Origin of the sequence: Nocardia sp. NPDC101769 (assembly GCF_044766925.1) — a bacterium.
In the GTDB taxonomy this organism is placed as follows: domain Bacteria; phylum Actinomycetota; class Actinomycetes; order Mycobacteriales; family Mycobacteriaceae; genus Nocardia.
Genome location: NZ_JBIWMX010000003.1, coordinates 77,510 through 100,983 on the forward strand (window position 1 = coordinate 77,510; position 23,474 = coordinate 100,983).

A 23,474-nucleotide genomic window follows, 5' to 3' on the forward strand; every position below is an offset into this window, starting at 1 on the left:
ACAGATGGTCGGTTGGGGTGGAAAATTTCATCCCGAAGGCCCGGAAGATGAGCGAACCACAGCAAATCGGACTGCTCAGCTAGGCCTCGACGAGATTCTGGTCCAGTTCTGACCGGCGTGTCGGCTCGGCGGGTCGGATGGGGCCGGGCGTGTCGAGCGCCGCCTCCGGCACCCGGGCCCGGCGGCCCGCCGAGGTGGCCGTGAAGGCGCCGGCGATCACGACGATGGCCCCGAACAGGGACAACGTGGATGGAGTCTCGTGCAGGAACGCCCAGGAGGCGGCGATTCCCACCACCGGCACGGCCAGCGACAGCGGCGCCACCGTGCCCGCCGGATAGCGGCTCATCAGATAGGTCCACAACCCCGATCCCGCGATGGTCCCCAGCGCGACGATGTAGGCCAGGGCCGCGAAAGCGGGCCAACCGGTCGCCGAGAAGGAGACGATCAGGTCGTTCCAGCCGGTGGCCGGGCCCTCGGTGAGCGCGGACAGCACGAACATGGGGATCGGCGGCACCACGGCCATCCACAGCGTCAGGTGCAGCGGGTTCACCTGCTCGGATGAGGCCGCGGCCAGCCGGGACCCGATATTGCCGAAGGCCCAGCCCAATCCGCCCAGCAGGGTCAGCACCAGCGGCAGCAGTGCCGCGTGGTGCGAGCGGTCCCACCCGATCACCGCCATACCCGCCATGGCCACCGCAATTCCGGCCAGCTGAATGCCACGCAGCCGCTCCCGCAGAAACACCGCGCCCAGCAGCACCGTGAACGGCGCGGACGACTGCAGCACCAGGGAGGACAGCCCCGTCGGCATCCCCGCCCGCATGGCCGTGAACAGAAATGCGAACTGCAGAATCCCGAACCCGATCCCGTACAGCAGCAGCCACTTCCACGGCACCCTCGGCCGCGGCACGAACAGCAGCACCGGAATCGCGATCACGGCGAACCGCAGGCCCGCGAAGAAGAACGGCGGGAAATGCTCCAGCCCCACGTGAATGGCCAGGAAGTTCAACCCCCACAGCACCACGACGGTGAGCCCGAGCAGTCGATCGCGATTGGTCATGCCGAAAATCTTGCTAACGCTAATAGATAAGAACAATCGAATAATTCTGCACCAACAATGTAGTACTACTTAACCATGCCCCAGCCCGACCCACCCCGCTCCGTCCCACCCCCACGCCGTGTACCCCGAGACACCCCGGCCGCCGCACGGGAAGCACCGGCGACCACAGCCCACCCCGGCCCCGCCCCGATTCGGGCGCGGCGTGTCAAGCCGGGCCCTCCCGGCACAGCCCCGGTCCAAGCGGGCGGCCGAGGCGCGGGCGGAGCGGCGGAGGCCGGCCGTGCACAGCTCGAGGAGTCCGGTGCGGCGCGGTCCGATGGGCCGCTCATGTCGCTCGAAAGGCTGCGGGTACTAAGAGAATTGGCCGATCGCGGGACGGTTGCCGCGGTGGCGGAGGCGTTGTCGATGACGCCGTCGGCGGTGTCTCAGCAGCTGAAGGTGCTGGCGCGGGAGGCGGGGGTGGCGCTGCTGGAGCCGGATGGGCGGCGGGTGCGGCTGACCGATGCGGGGCGGGCGCTGGTGGTGCGAGCCGATGAGGTGCTCGCCGCCATGGAACGGGCGGTCAGCGAGATGGCGGAGTATCGCGGGTCACCGCGCGGCCGGGTGCGGGTGGCGTTGTTCCCGTCGGGTGCGGCGCTGCTGCTGCCGCATGTACTGGCCGAGCTGGCGGACAGCGGGGTGGAGATGGTGGCGCGCGACGAGGATGTGCCGCCCAGCGAGGTGCCGCGCTTACTGGCCGATTACGACGTGGTGCTGACCCATCGCGACGAGCGGGCGCCCTCGCTCAGCGGGCCGCGGGTGTCCTCGCGGGTGCTCATGCGCGAGCCGATCGACGTGGTGGTCGCGCCCGATCACCGGCTGGCCCGGCAGGGCGCGGTGGTTCCGGCCGAGCTGGCCGACGAGACCTGGATCAGCGTCCGCACCGGCTTCCCGGTCGACGACGTGCTGCGCTCGATCGCGACCGTGACCGGCGTGCAGCCGCGAATCGCACAGCGGCTCAACGAGTTCAGCGTCATCGAGGCGCTGGTGTCCACCGGCTACGGCGTCGCCCTCATGCCCCGCCACGCGGTCCGTCACCCCGACCTGGTCATGCTCCGGCTGGCCGGTGTCCGCGCCGCCCGCGTCTACGATCTGGCCACCCGCCCGCATGCCGACAAGCGCCCGGCCGTCGCAATGGTCATCGCCGCGTTCAAGGCCGCGGCCCGCCGCGCCACCGGGACCGAATAGCCCGGCCGCGCCGCGCGACCTGGAATCGGAAATCAGCGGTTGACTTGGAGCGCACTCCAGGTTCTACCTTTGCGGCATGAGCATTCGACTCGGGTATCAGATGCCGAACTTCAGCTACGGGGTCGCGCCGCGGGACCTGTTCCCGGCGGTGGTGGCGCAGGCGCGGGAGGCCGAGGCGGCCGGCTTCGACGCGGCCTTCGTCATGGACCACTTCTACCAGCTGCCGCTGCTCGGCGCGCCCGGGGAGCCCATGCTGGAGGCGTACAGCGCGCTGTCCGGCCTGGCCGCCTCGACCGAGCGAATCCAGTTGTCCGCCTTGGTGACCGGCAACACCTATCGCAATCCGGCGCTCACCGCCAAGACCGTCACCACCCTGGATGTGGTGAGCCGCGGCCGGGCCGTGCTGGGCATCGGCGCGGGCTGGTTCGAGCTCGAGCACCAGGCCTACGGCTTCGACTTCGGCACCTTCACCGAGCGGTTCGAGAAGCTGGAGGAGGCCCTCGAGATCATCGCCCCGATGCTGCGCGGGCAGCACTCCACCTTCGACGGCAAGTGGTACCGCACGAACAACGCCATGAACGAGCCGCGCGTGCGCGACGACCTGCCGATCCTGCTCGGCGGCGGTGGCGAGAAGAAGACCTTCGGCCTGGCCGCCCGCTTCGCCGACCACCTCAACATCATCTGCAATGCCTCGGAGATCCCCCGCAAGCTCGAGGCCCTGCACGCGCGCCTGGACGAGGCGGGCCGCGACCCGAAGACCCTGGAGACCAGCTTCCTGGCGTTCGTCATCGTGGACGAGGACGGCGACCGCGCCCGCAAGACCCAGGCCGAGATACTGGCCCGCATCGGCATCACCGATCTGGGCGCGATGCCCAACGAGGCCCTGCGCAACACCCCGGCGGACCGCCAGTTCGTCGGCACCCCGGACCAGGTCGCCGAGCAGATCCAGTCCCGGGTGCTCGACCACGGCATCGACGGCATCATCGTGAACATGGTCACCAACGGCCATGAGGCCGGCGCGGTCGAACTCGCCGGGCGCGCCCTGGCTCCCCTGGTCCGGGGCTGACCCGCTCCCCTTTCCGAGGCCGACTCATAGGAATGCCCCACAGTTCAGTTGAACTGCGGGGCATTTCGTCGTTCGATACCGGATCAGCCCTGCGGCCGGAAGCCCTCGCCGTGCGGCGGATAGCCGCCGTCGCCGTGCGGCGGATAGCCGCCGTCGCCGTGCGGCGGATAGCCGCCGTCGCCGTGCGGCGGATAGCCGCCGTCACCTTGTGGCGGGTAACCGCCGTCACCTTGTGGCGGATAACCGCCGCCCTGCTGCGGCACGAATCCACCCTGCGGGGGCTGCCGCTGGAAGCTGCCCTGCGGCGGGAACCCTTGCTGTGCAGCCTGATAGCCGAAATCATCGGCCACCATGGCGGCCAGTTCCAGCAGGGCCCGCCGCGTGGGCTTGCCGACCAATTCGAGGTCGATCTCCGCGCCCTCGGCCAGGTGGTCGTCGAACGGGACGACCTGCACCGCGCGGGTCCGGTCCAGGAACAGCTTGCGCAGCTGGTCCAGGTCCACCGTGGAGGAACCCTTGCGAGAGGCGTTGACCACCACCACGGTTCGCTCCACCAGCTTGTGGTAGCCGTGGTGGTCGAGCCAGTCCAGGGTGGCCGAGGCACTGCGCGCGCCGTCGATGGCCGGGGACGTCACCAGCACCAGCGAGCTGGCCATATCCAGCACGCCGGACATGGCCGAGTGCATCAGGCCGGTGCCGCAGTCGGTGAGGATGATGTTGTAGAACTGCTGCAGGATGCCGATGGCCTTGCGGTAGTCCGCCTCGGAGAACGCCTCCGACACGGCCGGATCCTGTTCACTGGCAAGCACTTCCAGTCGGCTCGGCGCCTGCGAGGTGTGGGCGCGCACATCCGAATACCGCGAGATGTGCCCGTCCTCCAACAGGTTTCGCACCGTGGAACGGGTCTGCCGGGGCACCCGGTGCGCCAGCGTCCCGAGGTCCGGGTTGGCGTCGATGGCGATCACCCGGTCACCGCGCAGCGAGGCGAAGGTGGAGCCCAGACCGACCGTGGTGGTGGTCTTTCCGACGCCGCCCTTGAGCGACAGGATCGCGATCCGGTAGTCCCCGCGGACGGGCTGGTTCACCCGGTCCACCAGCTGCCGGTACACCACGTCCGCGGCCGACTCGCCCGGGTTGATGGCACCGCCGGACGCCTTGTGCACGGCCCGCCGCCACCCGCTGCGCGGCGCCCGCTTGGCCCGCTTCAACAGGTTCAGATCATTGACCGAATGCCCCGGAGGCATCGGCTGCTGCCCGAACTGCTGCCCGAAACCGCCCTGCTGCTGCGGAAAACCCTGCTGTGGCTGCGGATTCCAGCCCGGCTGGAAACCGACCTGGGGTTGCGGCTGGGATAGCTGGGTCTGCAGCGGCGGCGCGGCCGGGGGCGGCGACCAGCTGTAGATCGGCCCGCCCGGTTGATCATTGGACGGCGCGAACTGCCCCGGCTGTCCCGGACCACCGAAATGTCCCGGCTCCCCGGGCTTCTCACCGTCACCCGGCACGCCCGGCGGCTCGGCGAACACCCGGCGCACCATGCCGTCGCTGCCGATCTCCTGCCGGATCTCGCCGTAGGGCGTCTGCTCGCGCACCTCACCCAGCGGTGCACCGGGCGGCGGAAAACCGCCCGGCGCACCGGGATTCGGCGGCGGCGCGAACTGCCCGGCATCCGGCGGCGGGAACGCGCCGGCGGGCGGGAAGCCCGGCTGGCCGTACGGCCCGGGACCGCCCGGCGCGAACGGATTGTGGCCATCGCTTGCGAACGGGTTGTGGCCGCCCGGCCCGCCCGGCCCGTAGGGCCCCGGGAAGGGACCGTTGTGCGGCACGGCCCGGTCGATCGAATCCGGCACCGGCGGGAAGAATCCGGCCACCTGCTCCTCGGAATCGCTCGCCGCGCCGTTGTTCTCGGCCTGTCCGTCGGCCTGCACCGCGACCTGCTCGGCCTCGACATCGGCCACCTTGACGGCGTCGTCGGTATCCCCCTTGCCCTGCACAGGCTTAGAGGTCGAATTCTGATCTTTCGTGGTCACGTGTCCCCCATCTGCTCGACGGCTCGAACAGAGAGCTCGGCGCTAATGCGCCCCAACGCTAGCATTGTTGACCCGTCCGGACGCGGCGAGCCCGCCTCGACAACGTCGAGACGGGCTCTCCTACCTGCGATTTCGCTCAGGCCTTGCGGGCAGCGCGGTTGACTGCGGAGACGACCGCGCGCAGCGAGGCGGTGGTGATGGAGGTGGCGATGCCGACACCCCAGGTGACCTGATCGCCGATGGCGCATTCGACGTAGGCGGCGGCCTGGGCGTCGTCGCCGGAGGACATGGCGTGCTCGCTGTAGTCCAGCACGCGCACGTCGTAGCCGATGGTGGCGAGCGCGTCGACGAAGGCGGCCAGTGGGCCGTTGCCCTCGCCGGAGACGGCGTGCTCGACGCCGTCCACCTTGACCACGGCCTCGATGTGATCGACGCCGCCGTCGGTCTCGGAGGCGGTGACCTTCTGGCGCATGCGTTCCAGCGGCAGGATCGGGGTCAGGTACTCCTCGGAGAAGACGTCCCACATCTCCTTCGGGGTGACCTCGCCGCCCTCGCCGTCGGTGAGCTTCTGCACGGCCTGCGAGAACTCGATCTGCAGCCGGCGCGGCAGCACCAGCCCGTGATCGGTCTTCATGATGTAGGCCACGCCGCCCTTGCCGGACTGCGAGTTCACCCGGATCACGGCCTCGTAGGTGCGGCCCACGTCCTTCGGGTCGATGGGCAGGTACGGGACCTCCCACACGATGTCGTCCACGTCGGCGCCCTGCGCGTCGGCGGCGGCCTTCATGGCGTCCAGGCCCTTGTTGATGGCGTCCTGGTGCGAGCCGGAGAAGGCCGTGTAGACCAGGTCGCCGCCGTAGGGGTGACGCTCGGCGACGGGCAGCTGGTTGCAGTACTCGACCGTGCGGCGGATCTCGTCGATGTTGGAGAAGTCGATCTGCGGGTCGATGCCGCGCGAGAACATGTTCATGCCCAGCGTCACCAGGCAGACATTGCCGGTGCGCTCGCCATTGCCGAACAGGCAGCCCTCGATGCGGTCGGCGCCGGCCTGGTAGCCCAGTTCGGCCGCGGCCACGGCGGTGCCGCGGTCGTTGTGCGGGTGCAGCGACAGCACGATGGAGTCGCGGCGGGCCAGGTTGCGGTGCATCCACTCGATGGAGTCGGCGTAGACGTTGGGCGTCGCCATCTCCACGGTCGCCGGCAGGTTGATGATCAGCGGCTTCTGCGGGGTCGGCGCGATGATCTCGGAGACCGCGTCGCACACCTCGCGGGCGTAGTCCAGCTCGGTGCCGGTGTAGGACTCCGGGCTGTACTCGTAGCGCCAGTTGGTGTCCGGGTAGCGCTTCTCGACCTCCAGGCACAGCTCGGCGGCGTCGGTGGCGATCTTCTTGACGGCGTCGCGGTCGGCGCGGAAGACGACGCGGCGCTGCAGGATCGAGGTCGAGTTGTAGAAGTGCACGATCACATTGGCCGCGCCGGCGCAGGCCTCGAAGGTGCGCTCGATCAGCTCGGGCCGGGACTGGGTCAGCACCTGGATGGTGACGTCGGCCGGAATCGCGCCGTCCTCGATGATCTCGCGGACGAAGTCGAAGTCGGTCTGGGAGGCGGACGGGAAGCCGACCTCGATTTCCTTGTAGCCCATGCGCACCAGCAGGTCGAACATGCGGCGCTTGCGGGCGGGGCTCATCGGGTCGATCAGCGCCTGGTTGCCGTCGCGCAGGTCCACGGCACACCAGCCGGGCGCGCGGTCGATGATTTTGTCCGGCCAGGTGCGGTCGGGCACGGTGACCGGCTCGACCTCCTCGGCGAAGGGCCGGTACCGGAAGACCGGCATGGAGGAGTTCTTCTGCGTGTTCCAGGCGGGCTGGTCGGCGGGCGCGGGCTTGGACGGCGCGGTGATGGACCGCGTACCGGATACAAAAGCGTCAGCGGCTGACATGGCGATTTATCTCCGAGGGTGTGGCTGGATCCCAGGTTTGGGGTAGACCGGCACGGCAGATCCCCGCGACGGGAGCCGGTCCGAATCAGACCCCGTCGCGGCGGCCGAGGAGAAGTGCCCGCTGCATGATGATCGCGAGCTTACAGGGGCGCGATAGACGCCCGGAAGTCGGGGAGGCGGGGCCACGGTGCGAGTGCGTCACTCATCGGCGGCGATCGGCGCCACATCGACCGACACGGTGATGGTCGATTCCTTGGCGTCGGTATAGATGATGCCGCGCAGGGGCGGCACGTCGGCGTAGTCGCGACCCCAGGCGACGGTGACGTAGCGGTCGTCGGCGAACTGGTCGTTGGTGGGGTCGAAGCCGATCCAGTGCCCGGCGCCGCCCGGGAGCCAGACGGCGGCCCAGGCGTGGGTGGCGTCCGCGCCGACCATGCGCTCCTTGCCCGGGGGCGGGTCGGTGGACAGGTAGCCGGAGACATAGCGGGCGGCCAGGCCCTGGGAGCGCAGGCAGGCGATGCCGAGACGGGCGAAGTCCTGGCAGACGCCGTGGCGGGCGGCGAAGACGTCGGCGACGCTGGTGCTGACGGTGGTGGAGCCGGATTCGTAGGCGAAGTCGGTGTGGATGCGCGCGGTCAGTTCCCGCACCGCGTCCAGCAGCGGGCGGCCGGGCGGGAAGGATTCGGCGGCGTAGGCGGCGACCTCGGGGATGATCTCGGGCGGGGTCAGGTCGAGGGTGAATTCCACGGCGAGCGGGCCGTTCTCGGCGGTCGGGCGGGCCTGCTCCCAGGCCGGCTGCGCGGCGGGCGCGGCGGACGCGCCGACTTCGACGAGGGATTCGCCGGTCACCTCCAGGCGGCGATGTTCGGCGGTGACGTGGAAGTAGAGGGTGGTGTTGTCGTACACGTCGGTGCCGACCGATCGATCCGACGGGAGGGGATCGACACGAATGTCGTGGGACAGCAACCGCTGTCCCGGAAACTCGCGCGGCGTCAGGTAGGCGCGGCCGTAGGAGCTGCTGACCACGTCCGAGTACAGGTAGACGGTGCGGTGCAGCACCCGATAGCGGCGCATCAGCCCACCACCCGGGCGGAGCCCCACAGCGGCTGGATCTCGCGCGGCACCGACAGCCGGCTCGCCTCGAAAGATTCGGAGAGTTTGCGCAGCCGCAGGTGGACGCCGTCGAGCAGCTCGGCCAGTTCGGTGCGGCGGCCGTCCGCGACGGTCTCCAGCTCGGCCGGGTCGACGCGGCGCAGCATGCGCTGGGCATCGGCCAGGAGTCGTTGCGGGCGTGAGGATCCGGAGGCCCCGGGCAGCGCCGGGAAGTCGTCCTCGAGGCGTTCCAGCTGGTAGGCCAGCGAGCGCGGATTGTGCCCGTCGAACAGCAGCAGTCCGGCGACGGCGGCGATGCGGACCGAATCACCGTGCCGGCGGCGGTAACTCACCGCGGACACGGTCGCCTGCAGGACCGCGTCGGTCAGCACCCGGCCGACCTCCGGCGGGTAGGCGCCGGTGAGGGCGGAGGTCAGCAGGGCCGACAGCGCCAGCGCGCGCTCGATGCGGCGGCCGATGTCCATGACGTGCCACCCCGTGTCCCGCACGGTCGATTCCGCGTCGATGCCGGTCAGCGACAACAGGGCGGACAGGGCGCGGGAGTGCACGGCCGACAGCGCCGCGCCGCGATCGCCGCGGACAGCGCGGTACTCCGACAGGGCGCGATCGATGGAGCCGAGCACCATCCAGGTGTCGGGAGAGAGCTGATCACGCACGGCGCGCGCGGCTTTCGCGTAGCGCTCCACGGAGAACGCGAGCGAGCCGGGAACCTCTCGGTCGACGGTGAGGGAGACCAGGTAGTCGTGGTCGCGGCGGGACGCGCCGGGCAGCGCGATCGGGACGGTCGGCTCGTCGGAGTATTCGCGCCGCCGCGGCGGCTGGGATCCTGATCGGGTCTGCGCCTCGGGCTGGCGGCGCCCGCGCCGACGCTCCGATGAATCCAATTGCACGGCAGTTGGTTTCGGCACGCCAGGCAGCTTCGGTTCGGCCAGGGTCGTGCCGGTCATGCGGGCGAGGGCGGCCATCAGGACGGGCATGGCCGCCGCGCCCTCCAGCCACGGCCGGTAGCGGTAGTCCTGGTGGCGTTCGTGGATGGCGCTGAGCAGGCGCACGGTGACCTCGGCGCGCTCGCCGTAGCGGCCCAGCCAGAACAGGTCGTTGAGCACACGGGGCGAGCTGACCACCTCCATCGAGGCGACCGCGGCCACCCGGCGCTCGCGCTCCTCGGGCACCTCGGCGGTCGCCGCGGGCACGGCCGGGACGGCGGCGGGCGCGGCGCGCACCCAGACGTCCTTGGCGGCGACCTCCCCCACCACGCCCTCGGGTCCGCCGCGCTGATGCAGCTGCCCCAATCCGCCCTGCATGATGCGGTATCCGACACGTCCGGCCAGGGAGAACAGGCGGACGGCGACGGGGGCGGCGGCGAGTCCGCCGGAGCCGTCGACCGCGGGGGCGACCGAGAAGCGGGCCGGTTCCTGGCCGATCCACTTCCAGCCCTCGGTCTCGATGCGGGCCCGCCACTGCGCACGCTGCACGGCGGTGAGGATGGGACCGAAGACCGTGGTGCCGTCCACGGTGGAGCGCAGGATCAGGCGGTGCAGGTTGACCGCCAGGTGAGAGCGTTCAGAATCGTCTCCGCCCCAATAGGATTCGATGCCGGGCAGAGTGAGTTCCTCGTCCAGCAGCCGCCGCGACAGGCGCGGCAGGAACGCGGCCAGCGCCGGATTCTCCAGCAGCCCGCTGCCCAGGGTGTTGACCACCGTGACCGCGCCGCGACGCAGCACCTCCACCAGGCCCACCACGCCCAATCGTGAATCCGGCCGCAGGTCCAGGGGATCGGAGAACTCGGCGTCCACGCGGCGCAGCACCACGTCGACCCGTTCGAGCGTGCCCAGCGAGCGCATCCACAGCCGGCCGTCGCGTACCACCAGGTCGGCGCTCTCCACCAGCGGGAAGCCCAGCACGGAGGCCAGATACGCCTGATCGAAGGCGGTTTCGGAGTGCACACCGGGGCTCAGCACCACGACCACCGGGTCCTCGTCGGCGCCGTGCGGCGCGGCCTCGATGAGCATGAGCCGCATGGCCCGCACGAACGGGGTGAGCGGACGCGGGCTGGCCAGCTCGAACGCCTCGGGAATGGCGGCGGACACCACGCGGCGGTCGGCCAGCGCATAGCCCGCGCCGGAGGGCGCCTGCGCCCAATCGGCGAGCACCCGGAAGCCGCCGTCGCTCCAGCGGCTGACATCGCAGGCGTGCAGGAACAGCTGATGCCGGCCGGGCAGTGAAATACCGTGTGCGGCACGAACATAGCCGCGATGCGCGAAGACCACCTGCGGCGGCAGCAGGCCCTCGGTGAGGGTGCGGCGCGGGCCGTACACGTCGGCGAGCACCGCGTCGAGCAGCCGGGAGCGTTGCACCACACCGGATTCCAGCGCCGCCCACTCGGTGTCGGAGAGCAGCAGCGGAATCGGGTCGAGCCGCCACGGCGAGGGCGTGGCGGGCTCCTCGGAGCTGGTCAGTTCGGTGTAGGTGATGCCGTCGTCCTCGATCAGCCGCCGGACCCGGCCGTCGATGCGGTGCAGTCCGGCCCGGCCCTGGTCCAGGAAGTCGGCGGACAGGTCGGCCCACAGGCTGCGCAGGCGGCCGTCGTGATCGACGAGTTCGTCGTAGAAGCCGCCGGTGGCCAGGCCGCAGGCGTCGCGAGCGCCGGTATCGGCCGCGGCGGCACGGTAATTCGCGAACTCCTCGCCGGGTGGCACTGCTTCGAGCACTGTCACCGCTACCACTTCCCCGGGTATGCCTATCGATCGCCGCCGACGCCCCACACGGTCCGCGCCCGGCGCAGATCGAGTATTCCGGGCGCACCGACATCTGTTGCCTGTATGGCCATTTTGGCACGCAAATCCGCGATATCGACCGGGCCCGGGGTGTGCCCGGAGGATTCGAATCGCCGATTGCGCCGGGATTGCGCCACCACCGAATTCACCGGCGGCCCGGCATAGAACATACCGCCCGGATGGCTCACGTGATACGTGCAGCCGCCGCGGGACAGGCCGGTCTGCAGTTCGACCACGTCGAAGATCAGCGGCGCGTCCACCGTGATCGTCGGATGCAGCGACTCCGGCGGCTGCCACGCCCGATACCGCACGCCCGCCACCTGCACGTCCGCCCGGCCGGCCGGGATGAGGGGCAGCGGGAAACCGTTGCAGGTCACCGCATACCGGTCCCGGTCCGCCCCGGTCACCCGGACCTGCAGGCGCTCGACCGAGGAGTCCACGTATCGCGCGGTCCCGGACACGGTGGTCTGTTCCCCGAGGGTGTTCCACGGCTCGATCGCCGCGCGCAGTTCCACTTCCATATCCCCGAGTACCACCGTGCCGAACCGGGGAAAACGGAACTCCGAGAACGGATCCAGCCAGCTGGTGTCGAATTCGATGCCGTGCGTGCGCAGATCGGCCGCCACCTCGGCGATATCGGCCTGCAGGAAATGCGGCAGCAGGTAGCGCCCGTGCAGGTTGGCGCCGTGGCGGAGCAACGGCGCGGTGTAGGGGTGTTCCCAGAACCGCAGCACCAGCGCCCGCACCAGCAGCGACTGCACCATGGCCATGCGGAAGTGCGGCGGCATCTCGAAGCCACGCAACTCCACCAGTCCGAGGCGGCCGCGCGCCGAATCCGGGCTGTAGAGCTTGTCGATGCAGAATTCGGCGCGGTGGGTATTGCCGGTGAGGTCGGTGAGCAGGTGGCGTAGCGCGCGATCGACCGCCCAGCGCGGCGCGGCCGGCTCGTCGGGATCGGTGGCCGCGGCAGCCCGGCTCAGGCGGTCGATCTCGGCGAAGGCGATCTCCAGTTCGTAGAGTGCGTCCTCGCGGCCCTCGTCGACGCGTGGCGCCTGCGAGGTCGGTCCGATGAACCGGCCCGAGAACAGATAGGACAGCGCCGGATGCCGCTGCCAGTAGGTGAGCAGGGACACCAGCAGGTCCGGGCGGCGCAGCAGGGGTGAGCGCGCCGGGGTGCGGCCGCCGAGCGTGATGTGGTTGCCGCCGCCGGTGCCACGGTCGGTGCCGTCCACATCGAAGGATTCGGTGCTCAGCCGGGCCAGCCGGGCCTGTTCGTAGAGCGTCTCCAGCAGCCGCGACTGCTCGGTGAAATCGGTGGTGGGCTGGACGTTCACCTCGATCACGCCCGGGTCGGGAGCCAGGGACAGGGTATGCAGCCGGCCGTCCACCGGGGCCGGATAACCCTCCAGCACGACCGGCCGCCCGACCGCGACGACGGCTTCCTCGACCCGGCGCACCAGATCGCAGAACGCGCCGAATTCCTGGACGGGAGGCAGGAATACGAACAGCCGGCCGTCGCGGACCTCGGCGACCAGCGCGGTGATCGGCGCGCGCTCGGCGGACTCCACCACCGCGGGCGGCTCATCCGCGGCCAGCGGCGGGCGCGGCGCGAACGGGTCCGCCTCGGGTCGCGGCGGCGGCGCGTTCCAGGTGACGGACCGCAGTGGCAACCGCAGTCCGGCCGGGGAATCGCCCTCCGTCAGGACGATTCGACCGCGCCGCAGCTTCCAGTCGGCGCTCGCCCACCCGGCCTCGTCGTCCCGGCGATACAGCGACAGCACGTAGGCGGCAGGCTCGCCGACGGCTGCATCCAGCCGAGCCAGCAGCGCGCTGCGCGCCAACGGCGAATCCCCGCCGCTGTCCAGATCCTCGTCGGCACCGACCGGATCACCCTGTGGCACAGCGGCCTTGGCGGCCATCCGGAGCAGCGAATCCTCGTAGGCGGGCCGCACCTGACTGTCCGGCAGCCCCAAGCCCCGTGCGATGTGGGCGATCACCGCCCGCGCGACCCGTGCGTCCGGGCGACACGACGGTTCCGTCACGGTCACGGCCGGCTCCGGCGAGGGACCATCCGGATTCGACGCGACCACCCGACGCTCGGCCATACCGTCCGAACTCGAAACATCCGCTGCGCCGAGCATTTCGGTCACCGGGCCCGAGCCACGCGATCGACGTGCGTCGCCCGGCGCGGCCCGCCGCTGTTCGGTCGGAGCGGGTGTCCCCGCGGCGGCCCCACCCGCGTTGCCGGCCAGCGGGAGCCAGGGGTGGGCGAGCAGGTCGGGGTGCCGCCAGAGCGGTTCGTCGTCGTCGCGCCACAGCATGGCGATTTCCCAGCGCGGCAGTGGTTCTCCCGGATACCACTTGCCCTGGCGGTACTGCACCAGGCCGGTCGGCGCGTAGATGCGGCGCAGGCGTTCGGCCAGGTCGGCGGCGCGTTCGCGCTTGCGCGGACCGTCGGCCCCGGTGGTCCATTCCGGACCGGTCTGATCGTCGAGGGAGACGAAGGTGGGTTCACCGCCGATGGTCAGGCCGATCCCGGCGGCCTCGGTGCGGGCGTCCACCTCCGCGCCCGCGGCGCGGATGCGCTCCCACTGGGAATCGGTGTAGGGCAGGGTGACTCGCGGATCCTCGTGGATCCGGCGCACGGTGTTGGAGAAGTCGAGGCTGGCGGCGACCGGGTCGGTGGATCCGGTGATCGGCGCCGACGAGACCGGATGCGGGGTGGCGGCCAGCGGAATGTGGCCCTCCCCCGCGAACAGGCCCGAGGTGGGGTCCAGGCCCACCCAGCCCGCGCCGGGCAGGTACACCTCGGTCCAGGCGTGCAGGTCGGTGAAATCGGCGGGCGGCCCGGAGGGTCCGTCCAGAGACGGTACGTCCTGGGCCAATTGGATGAGGTACCCGGAGACGAAGCGGGCGGCCAGCCCGAATTCCCGCAGGATGGACACCAGCAGCCAGGCCGAATCCCGGCACGAGCCGAGAGCGGCGCGCAGCGTGTGATCCGGCGACTGCACGCCCGGCTCCATCCGGATGGTGTACGCGACATCGTGGCGTAGCGCCTGATTCACCGCGATCAGGAAGTCGATGGTGCGCGGCCGGTCCGACGGCGTGTGGCGGCGCACCCAGTCCCGCACCGAAGCGCCGGGGCCGGAACCGGATCCACCCTCGTCCACCGGCCGCAGATAGGGCTCGAGGTCCGCGGACAACTGCGGCGAGTAGCCGAACGGGAAATGCTCGGCGTGCTCCTCGACAAAGAAATCGAAGGGATTGATGGCGTCCATATCGGCGATCAGCCCGACCACGATGGACAGTTCCGGCGTGGGCTCGTGGAAGATCAAGCGCGCCAGGAAATTTCCGAACGCGTCCTGCTGCCAGTTCACCCAGTGGTTCCCCGGGGTCACCCGCATCGAGTACGCCTCGATGGCGGTGCGCGTGTGCGGGGCGGGTCGCAGGCGGACCACATGCGGATGGACGCGCACGGGATGGTCGAAGGAATAGGTGGTGCGGTGTTCGAGGGAAACCTTGATCCCCATCTGTCCAGTTCACCACGCGAAGGCCGGGACACGCTGGAGTTTTTCCGACAGTTCGGGCGACACGCGGTGAGCTCCCGCAGATGTCGCACGCGGGTGATATCACCGTAACGACGCGTGAAGGAGGTTGCGGTGCATCCTGCGGATTGCTCACCGTGCGAATCGGCCCTCGATCACTGTCACGGGACACTGATCGTGCACGCCGCCGGATCGGTGGAATGCACCGAATCCGACTGCCTCGAGACCGATCGGTCGCGGCATCTGTTCGTGGCCGACTGCTCCGATATGGCGGGCGGCTGCGGCTGTGCCGCCGCCGCGGCGGACACCGGGCGGCGGACCCGCGCCGGCTAGCCATTAGCCTGGCCGGGTGAGCTACGACCTCGTTCTGCTGCCCTCCGGAGCCGCCGTGTCCCCCGCCGAGGTGGACACGTACCTGACCGCGCAGGACGGCAGACCGGCCGGTGACGCCGTCGCCGAGATCGCGGCCGAGCTGGACGAGCGCAATGGCGAACTGCCCGAGGCGGACAGCTTCCTGGGCTCGCCCGCCGTCGACGGCGTGCTGGGCGACGCCCTGTTCGTGTCCACCCCCTACGACGCCATCGGGCATGTGCGCGGGCTGCTGTTCGAGCTGGGCACCCCGCACGACTATGCGCTGTGGGACCCGCAGCTGGCCTGGCTGGTGGATCCGGCCGAATCGATCACGGCCGCCGTCACGCACGGCGGGGCGGGTGAATTCCCGTATCTGACACGGCAACTGGTGGAGCTGTGGATTCCGGAGCTGGGACAGCCCGGTCCGTATCTGATCGTGGAAACCGGAGATCAGATCTACATCCAGACCTATCGGCATCCGGACGGGCATTACGACCTGGAATACCGGGAAGGGTCCGCCGACAAGCATTTCGCCGCCACCGCTAACGACCCGCGAATTGTGGCCGATCTGATGTGGGGCTGGGCCACCGGAGATCGTTCGGGATTCGCCGCGCTGGATTGGCAACGTCTCACGTTCTGACCGTCGAATAACGGACAGATTTCAATTTCCACTTCCAGCCCCCCGGAATGAAGGCTGCGCACGCGCAGGAAAGCTAGCATTTCGCTAATTGCACGCGGTGTTTCCGAGCTTGTACGCATTACTCACCGAGGCGAGGAGCGAAAAATGAAGCTACGCCCGTCGAAGCTACGCCAGTCCTTGAAGACCAGGACCTTGCGTAAGGGTTTGGCAGTCGTGGCCGGTTTGGCGGCTACCTTCGCTATCGCCGTGGCATTGCACGCCAGCGGGGCCGGGGCCGATATCCCCAGGAACGTTCAGCACATCCCCTGCCCGCAGCCGGCGGCGCTCCCCGCGCCGCCGACCTGGACATAACCCGATCCCGGTAAACCACTTACAGGGCGCGACGCCCGGAAAGGGCGCGGCCCAGGGTCAATTCGTCGGCGAATTCCAGATCGCCGCCCATGGGCAGGCCCGAGGCCAGGCGCGTCACGCTCAGTCCCGGGAAATCGCGCAGCATGCGGACCAAGTAGGTGGCCGTCGCCTCGCCCTCGGTATTCGGGTCGGTGGCGATGATCACCTCGGTGACATCCACGCCGTCGTCCTGATTTCCGATGCGCGTCAGCAATTCCCGGATGCGCAACTGATCCGGGCCGATACCCGACAGCGGGTCGAGCGCACCGCCGAGCACGTGATAGCGCCCGCGGAATTCACGGGTGCGCTCGATGGCCTGCACATCCTTGGGCTCCTCGACCACGCAGATCATGGTGCGATCGCGCCGCGGATCGGCGCAGATACGGCACAGTTCACCGTCGGAGACGGTGCCGCAGACGGCGCAGAACCGCACGCCGTCCCGCACTTTCTGCAGGGCCGCCTGCAACCGATCGATCTCCGGCGGCTCCACCGAGAGGAGATGAAATGCGATGCGCTGCGCGCTCTTCGGGCCGACGCCGGGCAGCTTGCCCAACTCGTCGATGAGATCCTGAACCGGACCCTCGTACACCTACCCAGCCCCGATCAGAGTCCGGGCAGCGCGCCGCCGCCGAGACCGCCGGCCAGCGGGCCCAGCCGCTCGGCGGCCAGATTCTGCGCGGTCTCCATGGCGTCGTTGAGCGCGCCGATGATCAGATCCTGCAGCGTGTCCACATCCTCGGGATCGACCACCTTCGGGTCGATGGTCAGCGCCAGCACCTCGCCGGTGGCGCGGATCCGGGCGCGCACCAGGCCACCGCCCGCCTCGCCCTCGACCTCCGACTCCGCGATCTCCTGCTGCGCGGCCATGACGGCCTGCTGCATCTGCTGGGCCTGGGCCATCAACTGCTGGAAATCGAAACCTTCACCGGGCTGCACGGCGCGTCCTTCCTGGGGGATGGTGATCGCCCCCAGCCTAGTCGGCGACGCGCTCCGCGCTGCTTGACTCTCCCCTCGCTGGAGGGTGTTCGCTTAGGGCATGACGGCAACGGTTCCGATCGGCGAGTTCTCCCGGCTCACCTACCTGACCATCAAGACGCTGCGGTACTACCACGAGATCGATCTGCTCGCCCCGGTCGCGATCGACCCGGGCTCCGGCTACCGGTTCTATTCGACCGAGCAGGTGGACCAGGCACACTTGATCAAGCGGCTGCGCGAGCTGAACATGCCATTGCCGGAGATCAAGGCGGTGATGGCCGCCCCGGATCAGGCGGCTCGGGACGCGGCCATCCGGGCGCATCTCGAGCGCATGGAGGCCGAGCTGGTGCGCACCCGCGATGTGGTGGCCTCGCTCCGGGCGCTCCTGCTGCCGGCGACCGGGATCAACGTCGAATACCGTTCCGTCGCAAGCTATCCGGCGCTGGCCATGAGATCGGAAGTGGCGCGCGAGGAGTGCGATGCGTGGTGTGAGCACAGCTACGGAACCATGTATGCGCAACTGACCGCCGCGAACCTCGCACCCTCCGGACCGGGTGGCGCCACCTACGCGCCGGAGTTCTTCGAATACGACCGGGGCGAAGTCGTCACCTTCGTGCCCATCGACGAGCGGCACCGGGACCGTATCGACGCCGGGACCCTCCTCGACCTGCCCGCCCGCCGGTTCGCCATCGCCGTCCACGCGGGCCCGTTCACCGAATTCGACCGCACCTATGGCGCGCTGGGTAGCCATGTGGCCGAACACGACACCGCGCTCGCCGAACCCGTGCGCGAGATCTACCTGGTCGGGCCCGGTGACGCCGGGCCCGCCGACTACCGCACCGAAGTCTGCTGGCCCATCGGCCGGCTCTGAAGAAGGAGAGAATCCATGGCACTGTCCCTCGGCAATATCGTCTTCGACTGCCACGACGCCGCCGCGCTGGCGGGCTTCTACGCGCAGCTGCTGGACCGCCCGGTCGACGAGGGCGCGAACGAGCATTTCGCGACCATCGACAACGCCGCCGCCACCCCGACGTTCATGTTCGTCCAGGTGCCGGACAAGAACCCGGGCAAGAACGTCGTGCACGTCGATCTGAGTGCAGGCAGCGCCCTGACCACCGAGGTGGAGCGCGCGGTTGCCCTCGGGGCCAAGCATCTCGCGGACTTCGACGAATACGGCGTGAAGTGGGCGACGCTGACGGACCCGGAGGGCAACCTCTTCGATATCGGCGGCGAGGGCTGACCCCTGCTTGCTAGGCGAGCTCGCGCTTCAGGTTCTCGAGCACCTCGGCCTGGATCTTCTTCAGGCCGAGCGGCGCGAAGATGCCCTCGAAGATGCCGCCGATGCCGCCCGCACCCTTCCAGGTGGTGCGCACGGTGACCAGCGAGCCGGTGCCCGAGGGGGTCACGGTCCAGGCGGTGACCATGGAGGAGTTCGAATCCCGTTCCGTCACCATGGAATCGGAGACCGAGATGGCCGCGCGCACATTGCGGGAGCGCTTCTCGGTGGCCTGCAGGGTCCACTCCGCGACGGTGCCGGCGCCCTGGCCGCCCTCGACCACCTTGTAGTCGCGGTAGTGCGCGGAGAGGATCTTGGGCCGCACTGTCTCGTAATCGGCGATCGCGTCGAGGGTGCGCTTCGGATCCGCCGCGACGACGATCGAACTGGAGGCGCTGACCTGTCCCACCATGTGCTCCTTAGTGATTGCGCGGGCCGACCGGCACTCTGCCCTGCTACCGCGGGTCATGCTACGCCGCGTCCGGGTGCGCCGGTTCGCTGCGCCGCGTCGGGTCGGCTGCCGGCCGGCGCCGGCGACGACGGTTCGATCAGGAGCTCGACGACCCGCCGTAAAGCGCCTGGCAGCACCGTAACCCAATTGTTAGCTGAAGTAACAATCATCACGGCGAGGGCGGGAATACCCTCGCTACACGGCAGGTCGCACCCGCCGACACGCATGCAAACTGTGCGTGAAAACCCGCCCCGCCGGTACTCCCCTGCTGGCCGTACCGGTCGGTGCACGCTAGGTTTCCGAAGGTGGCAGTGAGTCTGTTGGGGAAGGCCGGCCGCGCACCGGCCGCACAGGAATCAGGTTTCGCCGCGCATCGGGCCGGAGTCGATCGCCTCCTGGCCTCGTACCGCGCCATCCCGCCGGATGCGAACGTACGGCTGGCCAAGAAGACGTCCAACCTCTTCCGGGCCCGGGCGCGCAGCACCGCACCCGGCCTCGATGTGTCCGGATTGACGCAGGTCATCGCGGTGGACCCGGAGGTCCGCACGGCCGACGTGGCCGGCATGACCACCTACGAGGACCTGGTCGCCACCACCCTGCGCTACGGGCTGGCCCCGTTCGTGGTCCCGCAGCTGAAGACCATCACCCTGGGTGGCGCCGTCACCGGACTGGGCATCGAGTCCACCTCGTTCCGCAACGGTCTCCCGCACGAATCCGTGCTCGAGATCGACGTGCTGACCGGCGCCGGTGAGATCGTCACCGCCACCCCGGACGGTGAACACGCGGATCTGTTCCGCGGATTCCCGAATTCCTACGGCACGCTCGGGTACTCGACCCGGCTGAAGATAGAACTCGAGCCGGTACTGCCCTACGTGGCATTGCGGCACATACGGTTCCACGATCTGCGGGAGCTGGAGGCGACGATGACACAGATCATCGCGGACCGCTCCCACGACGGCGAGCCGGTCGACTACCTCGACGGCGTGGTCTTCACCGCCGACGAAAGCTATCTCATCCTGGGCCGCCAGACCGACGAGCCCGGCCCGGTCAGCGACTACACCGGCATGGACATCTACTACCGATCCATCCAGCACGATTCGGCGCGGCCCAAGCGCGATCGGCTGACCATCCACGACTACCTGTGGCGCTGGGACACCGACTGGTTCTGGTGCTCACGGGCATTCGGGGCACAGAACCCGCGGATCCGGCGCTTCTGGCCCCAGCGGTATCGGCGCTCCAGCTTCTACTGGAAGCTCATCGCGCTGGATCACAGGTACGCGATCGGCGACAAGATCGAGGCGCGGCACGGGAATCCGCCGCGCGAACGAGTGGTGCAGGACATCGAGGTGCCCCTCGAGCACACCGCGGATTTCGTGGAGTGGTTCCTACGCGAGATCCCCATCGAGCCGATCTGGTTGTGCCCCTTGCGATTGCGCGACACCCGCGCGGAAGTGCGGGGCGCGGCCGAACGCCCCTGGCCGCTCTATCCGCTGGAGCCCGGCCGCATCTACGTCAATGTCGGTTTCTGGTCGGCCGTGCCGACCGTGCCGGGACAACCCGACGGCGCGGCCAACCGTGCCATCGAGCGCAAGGTGTCCGAACTGGACGGTCATAAATCCCTGTATTCGGACTCCTTCTACGACCAGGATGAATTCGCCTCCCTCTACTACGGCGGCGATACGTACTCCACCCTCAAGAAACGCTACGACCCGGATTCTCGTCTACTGGATCTGTATTCGAAGGCGGTGCAACGCAAGTGACCACGTACAAGGACCGTTCCGACGTATTCGCCGAGCTCGGAACAAAACTCAGCATTGCCGAGATCTTCGAGACCCTCCTCGACGGACCCGTACCGATCCGCCTGACCTGTTACGACGGCAGCAGCGCCGGACCGGAGGACTCGGAGTTCGGCCTGGAGATCACCACCCCGCGCGGCGTCAACTTCATCGCCACCGCACCCGGCGACCTGGGCATGGCCCGCGCCTACATCTCCGGTGACCTGATCGCCCACGGCGTCGAACCCGGCGACCCCTACGCTCTGCTGAAGGCCATGGCGGGCTTGAAGTTCCGCCGCCCCACCGCCCTGCAGCTGGTGGTCATCGCCCGCTCGCTGGGCTGGGAACTGCTCAAGCCGGTGCCCCCGCCGCCACAGGAGGCCATGCCGCGCTGGCGGCGCATCGCGCTGGAAGGCCTGCGGCACAGCAAGACTCGTGACGCCGAGGCCATCCACCACCACTACGACGTGTCCAACACGTTCTACGAGTACGTACTGGGCCCGTCCATGACATACACCTGCGCGTCCTACGAGGACCCGGCCTGGACGCTGGAGCAGGCCCAGGAGAACAAGTACCGCCTGGTCTTCGAAAAGCTGAACCTGAAGCCCGGCGACCGGCTGCTCGACATCGGCTGCGGCTGGGGCGGCATGGTGCGCTACGCCGCCAAGCGCGGCGTGCGGGTCATCGGCGCCACCCTCTCGGCCGAGCAGGCCGAGTGGGCGCACGCCAAGATCGCCGAGGAGGGCCTGTCCGACCTCGCCGAGGTGCGCCACAGCGACTACCGCGACGTGCGCGAGGGTGAGTTCGACGCGGTCTCCTCCATCGGGCTCACCGAGCACATCGGCGTGCACAACTACCCCGCCTACTTCGAATTCATCAAGTCCAAGCTGAAGGTCGGCGGCCTGTTCCTGAACCACTCCATCACCCGGCCGGACAACACCCGCATCACCAAGGCGGGCGACTTCATCGACCGCTACGTCTTCCCCGACGGCGAACTGGCCGGCTCCGGCCGCATCATCTCCGAGGTCCAGAACGTGGGCCTCGAGGTGCTGCACGAGGAGAACCTGCGCCAGCACTACGCCCTCACCCTCGCCGAATGGTGCGACAACCTGGTGAAGAACTGGGACGCCGCCGTCGAGGAGGTCGGCGAGGGCACCGCCAAGGTGTGGGGGCTCTACATGGCCGGCTGTCAGCTCGGCTTCGAACGCAATGTGGTGCAGCTGCACCAGATCCTGGGCGTCAAGCTCGGCGCGGACCAGGAGTGGACCGTGCCGCTACGCCCCTGGTGGAAGGCGTAAGAACCCTCGTAAGACGAAGCAGGCGTGCGGCTTTCACCGCACGCCTGCTTTCGCTTCTACGAGGACAGACCCGCCACCGGAATTCCCAATCGCGCGGTCATCCACGGGAATGACGAGGTGAAGGCCGCCGCAGCGAACTGCCAGGTGTGGCCGCCCTCGGTGGTGTGCACGGTGCAGTTGATATTGACCTGCTGTCCCTGGGCGCAGAGCGCCTCGGCCGCGCCGACCTCGCCGGTGTCGTAGACGCCGTCCTTGCCGCCCATGCCGACCTTGCTCTCGTCGATCGACTGCTGCTGCATGTAGGCCTTCACCTTGGGATCGGAGGCCATCTTCTTCTGCCACGCGGGCGGCGTCAGATCGTCGAACAGGCCGACCGTATCGGCATACGGGCCGTGCTTCTGCATCACCGTCGTGGGATCGAAGGCCGCCCATGCCTGCTCGCTGCCGCCGAAGAGCCGCTTGACGGACTGCTCCTTGTTGCCCGCGGCCGGACCGAGATCACCCGCGATATCCACGAACGTGCCGAACAGTTCCGGATGCATGGTCGCCAGATCCACCGCGCACGTTCCGCCCATGGACCATCCGACGATCCCCCACTTCGCGGGATCCGCGGACGCGCCGAAGGTCGATTCCACATATGCGGGCACATCATTGGTGAGGTGGTCGGCCGCGTCGCCACGCGGGCCGTTCACGCATTCGGTGTCGTTGTTGAAACTGCCGCCGGAATCGACGAACACCAGGATCGGCGTAAGGCCGCTGTTGGACTTCGCGAAATCGTCCACGCTGGGCATGATCTGACCGCTGCGCACCCAGTCCGCGGGCGTATTGAACTCGCCGCCGATCATCATGACCACCGGCAGGGTGGGCGGCTTGTCGCCCTGGAACCAGGCCGGCGGCAGGTACACGTATTCGGTGCGGTGATTGAAGTGGCTACCCGATTCCGGAATGTCCACCGGCACGATCCGCCCGGCTCCCACATTCGTGTTCCGCAGCGACGCCAGCGAATCCAGGTTGGTCTGATGCGGCAGCGGTTCCGCCGTCACGGCGGCCCACGCCGCATTCGCGGTCGGGTAGTACCCCACCCACTGATTCAGCACGACACCCACGTTCAGCAGCGCCGCCGGCACCGCCAGCACGGCCACGATCCGCTGCCACCAGCCACCGGTCCGGATGCCGACCACCGCGGCGGCGAGCGCCGCCCCCGCCAGGCCGATCGCGACCCACAGCAGCACCGGGGCCGGATCCGACGCCAGCCCCTCGTTGTTGGTGTACATCCAGGAGGCCCACACCACCCCGAGCGCGAACACCACACAGACGGGCACCCAGAGCAGCCACCAGCGGCGGGTGAACCGTGCGAACGCCACCACCAGCAGGAAGACCGCGACGAAGGTGATCACCTGGGGCAGCCAGCCGTGCAGCAGTGAAACCCCGTGGTGGAACCCGCCCCCGAACCCGGTCTGGGTCTGTGCGGGCAACTGCGGCGCCGGAGGCACAGCGGGCGGGGACTGCAGCATCGTCGTCACAGGCACGTCGGCGATTCTCGACACCGTTCCTCGAGAAACCCTGT

18 protein-coding genes are annotated in these 23,474 nt (G+C 69.1%); 8 read left to right on the forward strand and 10 right to left on the reverse strand.

Annotated features, from left to right (window positions below):
- Positions 1–79: 79 nt before the first annotated feature.
- The gene (locus tag ACIRRA_RS06360; protein WP_402763900.1) at positions 80–1,057 is read right to left on the reverse strand and encodes an EamA family transporter; all 978 of its coding nucleotides are present in this window, start codon (positions 1,055–1,057) and stop codon (positions 80–82) included.
- Between the two features lie 327 nt (positions 1,058–1,384).
- Between ACIRRA_RS06360 and ACIRRA_RS06365 the strand changes: the two genes are divergently transcribed.
- Both ACIRRA_RS06365 and ACIRRA_RS06370 read left to right on the forward strand, forming a co-directional pair.
- On the forward strand, positions 1,385–2,284 hold the full coding sequence (locus ACIRRA_RS06365) for a LysR family transcriptional regulator (RefSeq protein ID WP_402763903.1): 900 nt from the start codon (positions 1,385–1,387) through the stop codon (positions 2,282–2,284).
- A 76-nt stretch (positions 2,285–2,360) separates the two neighbouring features.
- Positions 2,361–3,350: an LLM class F420-dependent oxidoreductase gene (locus ACIRRA_RS06370; protein WP_402763906.1), complete on the forward strand. Its 990-nt coding sequence runs from the start codon at positions 2,361–2,363 to the stop codon at positions 3,348–3,350.
- A gap of 83 nt (positions 3,351–3,433) precedes the next feature.
- Here ACIRRA_RS06370 and ACIRRA_RS06375 read toward each other — a convergent pair whose 3' ends face one another.
- The 5 genes from ACIRRA_RS06375 to ACIRRA_RS06395 form a co-directional block, all read right to left on the reverse strand.
- Complete coding sequence (locus ACIRRA_RS06375) at positions 3,434–5,377, reverse strand: AAA family ATPase (protein ID WP_402763909.1); 1,944 nt, start codon at positions 5,375–5,377, stop codon at positions 3,434–3,436.
- Positions 5,378–5,513: 136 nt separating this feature from the next.
- Complete coding sequence (gene leuA, locus ACIRRA_RS06380) at positions 5,514–7,316, reverse strand: 2-isopropylmalate synthase (RefSeq protein WP_402763911.1); 1,803 nt, start codon at positions 7,314–7,316, stop codon at positions 5,514–5,516.
- A gap of 198 nt (positions 7,317–7,514) precedes the next feature.
- The gene (locus ACIRRA_RS06385) at positions 7,515–8,390 is read right to left on the reverse strand and encodes a transglutaminase N-terminal domain-containing protein (protein WP_402763914.1); all 876 of its coding nucleotides are present in this window, start codon (positions 8,388–8,390) and stop codon (positions 7,515–7,517) included.
- Positions 8,390–11,146, reverse strand: coding sequence for a circularly permuted type 2 ATP-grasp protein (locus tag ACIRRA_RS06390; protein ID WP_402763917.1), 2,757 nt, complete (start codon positions 11,144–11,146; stop codon positions 8,390–8,392). Before ACIRRA_RS06390 ends, ACIRRA_RS06385 begins: the two co-directional genes overlap by 1 nt.
- Positions 11,147–11,169: 23 nt before the next feature.
- Positions 11,170–14,736, reverse strand: a complete 3,567-nt coding sequence (locus ACIRRA_RS06395) for a DUF2126 domain-containing protein (RefSeq protein WP_402763920.1) — start codon at positions 14,734–14,736, stop codon at positions 11,170–11,172.
- A gap of 129 nt (positions 14,737–14,865) precedes the next feature.
- On the opposite strand from ACIRRA_RS06395, the gene ACIRRA_RS06400 reads away from it, so the two are divergent.
- Together ACIRRA_RS06400 and ACIRRA_RS06405 are read left to right on the forward strand one after the other, a co-directional pair.
- A complete protein-coding gene (locus ACIRRA_RS06400) occupies positions 14,866–15,084 on the forward strand; it encodes a hypothetical protein (RefSeq protein ID WP_402763923.1) in 219 nt (72 codons plus the stop codon).
- A gap of 16 nt (positions 15,085–15,100) precedes the next feature.
- Positions 15,101–15,742, forward strand: coding sequence for a hypothetical protein (locus tag ACIRRA_RS06405; RefSeq protein WP_402763926.1), 642 nt, complete (start codon positions 15,101–15,103; stop codon positions 15,740–15,742).
- 370 nt (positions 15,743–16,112) lie between these two features.
- Here the strand turns inward: ACIRRA_RS06405 and recR are convergent, their stop codons facing one another.
- Together recR and ACIRRA_RS06415 are read right to left on the reverse strand one after the other, a co-directional pair.
- The gene (recR, locus tag ACIRRA_RS06410) at positions 16,113–16,721 is read right to left on the reverse strand and encodes a recombination mediator RecR (RefSeq protein WP_033090831.1); all 609 of its coding nucleotides are present in this window, start codon (positions 16,719–16,721) and stop codon (positions 16,113–16,115) included.
- Positions 16,722–16,735: 14 nt separating this feature from the next.
- Positions 16,736–17,068, reverse strand: coding sequence for a YbaB/EbfC family nucleoid-associated protein (locus tag ACIRRA_RS06415; RefSeq protein WP_354838861.1), 333 nt, complete (start codon positions 17,066–17,068; stop codon positions 16,736–16,738).
- Positions 17,069–17,168: 100 nt separating this feature from the next.
- Here ACIRRA_RS06415 and ACIRRA_RS06420 point away from each other — a divergent pair, with 100 nt between their 5' ends.
- Complete coding sequence (locus ACIRRA_RS06420) at positions 17,169–17,978, forward strand: MerR family transcriptional regulator (RefSeq protein WP_402763930.1); 810 nt, start codon at positions 17,169–17,171, stop codon at positions 17,976–17,978.
- A gap of 15 nt (positions 17,979–17,993) precedes the next feature.
- A complete protein-coding gene (locus ACIRRA_RS06425) occupies positions 17,994–18,347 on the forward strand; it encodes a VOC family protein (protein WP_402763933.1) in 354 nt (117 codons plus the stop codon).
- A 10-nt stretch (positions 18,348–18,357) separates the two neighbouring features.
- On the opposite strand, the gene ACIRRA_RS06430 is transcribed toward ACIRRA_RS06425, so the two are convergent.
- Positions 18,358–18,792 carry an SRPBCC family protein gene (locus ACIRRA_RS06430; protein ID WP_354838852.1) on the reverse strand — a complete coding sequence of 145 codons (435 nt, stop codon included), beginning with the start codon at positions 18,790–18,792 and terminating at the stop codon, positions 18,358–18,360.
- A gap of 353 nt (positions 18,793–19,145) precedes the next feature.
- On the opposite strand from ACIRRA_RS06430, the gene ACIRRA_RS06435 reads away from it, so the two are divergent.
- Positions 19,146–20,594, forward strand: a complete 1,449-nt coding sequence (locus tag ACIRRA_RS06435) for an FAD-binding oxidoreductase (protein WP_402763936.1) — start codon at positions 19,146–19,148, stop codon at positions 20,592–20,594.
- Positions 20,591–21,907, forward strand: coding sequence for a class I SAM-dependent methyltransferase (locus ACIRRA_RS06440; RefSeq protein WP_402763939.1), 1,317 nt, complete (start codon positions 20,591–20,593; stop codon positions 21,905–21,907). The genes ACIRRA_RS06435 and ACIRRA_RS06440 overlap by 4 nt, the downstream gene beginning before the upstream one ends.
- Positions 21,908–21,963: 56 nt before the next feature.
- On the opposite strand, the gene ACIRRA_RS06445 is transcribed toward ACIRRA_RS06440, so the two are convergent.
- Positions 21,964–23,436 (reverse strand): alpha/beta hydrolase, encoded by a 1,473-nt coding sequence (locus ACIRRA_RS06445; RefSeq protein ID WP_402763942.1) that lies wholly within the window; start codon positions 23,434–23,436, stop codon positions 21,964–21,966.
- Positions 23,437–23,474 lie beyond the last annotated feature (38 nt).

What these genes read in the sequence shown, in the direction of transcription:
- ACIRRA_RS06360 (WP_402763900.1), bottom strand. Translation starts at nt 1,057, where the DNA reads ATGACCAATCGCGATCGACTGCTCGGGCTCACCGTCGTGGTGCTGTGG.
- ACIRRA_RS06365 (WP_402763903.1), top strand. Translation starts at nt 1,385, where the DNA reads ATGTCGCTCGAAAGGCTGCGGGTACTAAGAGAATTGGCCGATCGCGGG.
- ACIRRA_RS06370 (WP_402763906.1), top strand. Translation starts at nt 2,361, where the DNA reads ATGAGCATTCGACTCGGGTATCAGATGCCGAACTTCAGCTACGGGGTC.
- leuA (WP_402763911.1), bottom strand. Translation starts at nt 7,316, where the DNA reads ATGTCAGCCGCTGACGCTTTTGTATCCGGTACGCGGTCCATCACCGCG.
- ACIRRA_RS06385 (WP_402763914.1), bottom strand. Translation starts at nt 8,390, where the DNA reads ATGCGCCGCTATCGGGTGCTGCACCGCACCGTCTACCTGTACTCGGAC.
- ACIRRA_RS06395 (WP_402763920.1), bottom strand. Translation starts at nt 14,736, where the DNA reads ATGGGGATCAAGGTTTCCCTCGAACACCGCACCACCTATTCCTTCGAC.
- ACIRRA_RS06420 (WP_402763930.1), top strand. Translation starts at nt 17,169, where the DNA reads ATGACGGCAACGGTTCCGATCGGCGAGTTCTCCCGGCTCACCTACCTG.
- ACIRRA_RS06425 (WP_402763933.1), top strand. Translation starts at nt 17,994, where the DNA reads ATGGCACTGTCCCTCGGCAATATCGTCTTCGACTGCCACGACGCCGCC.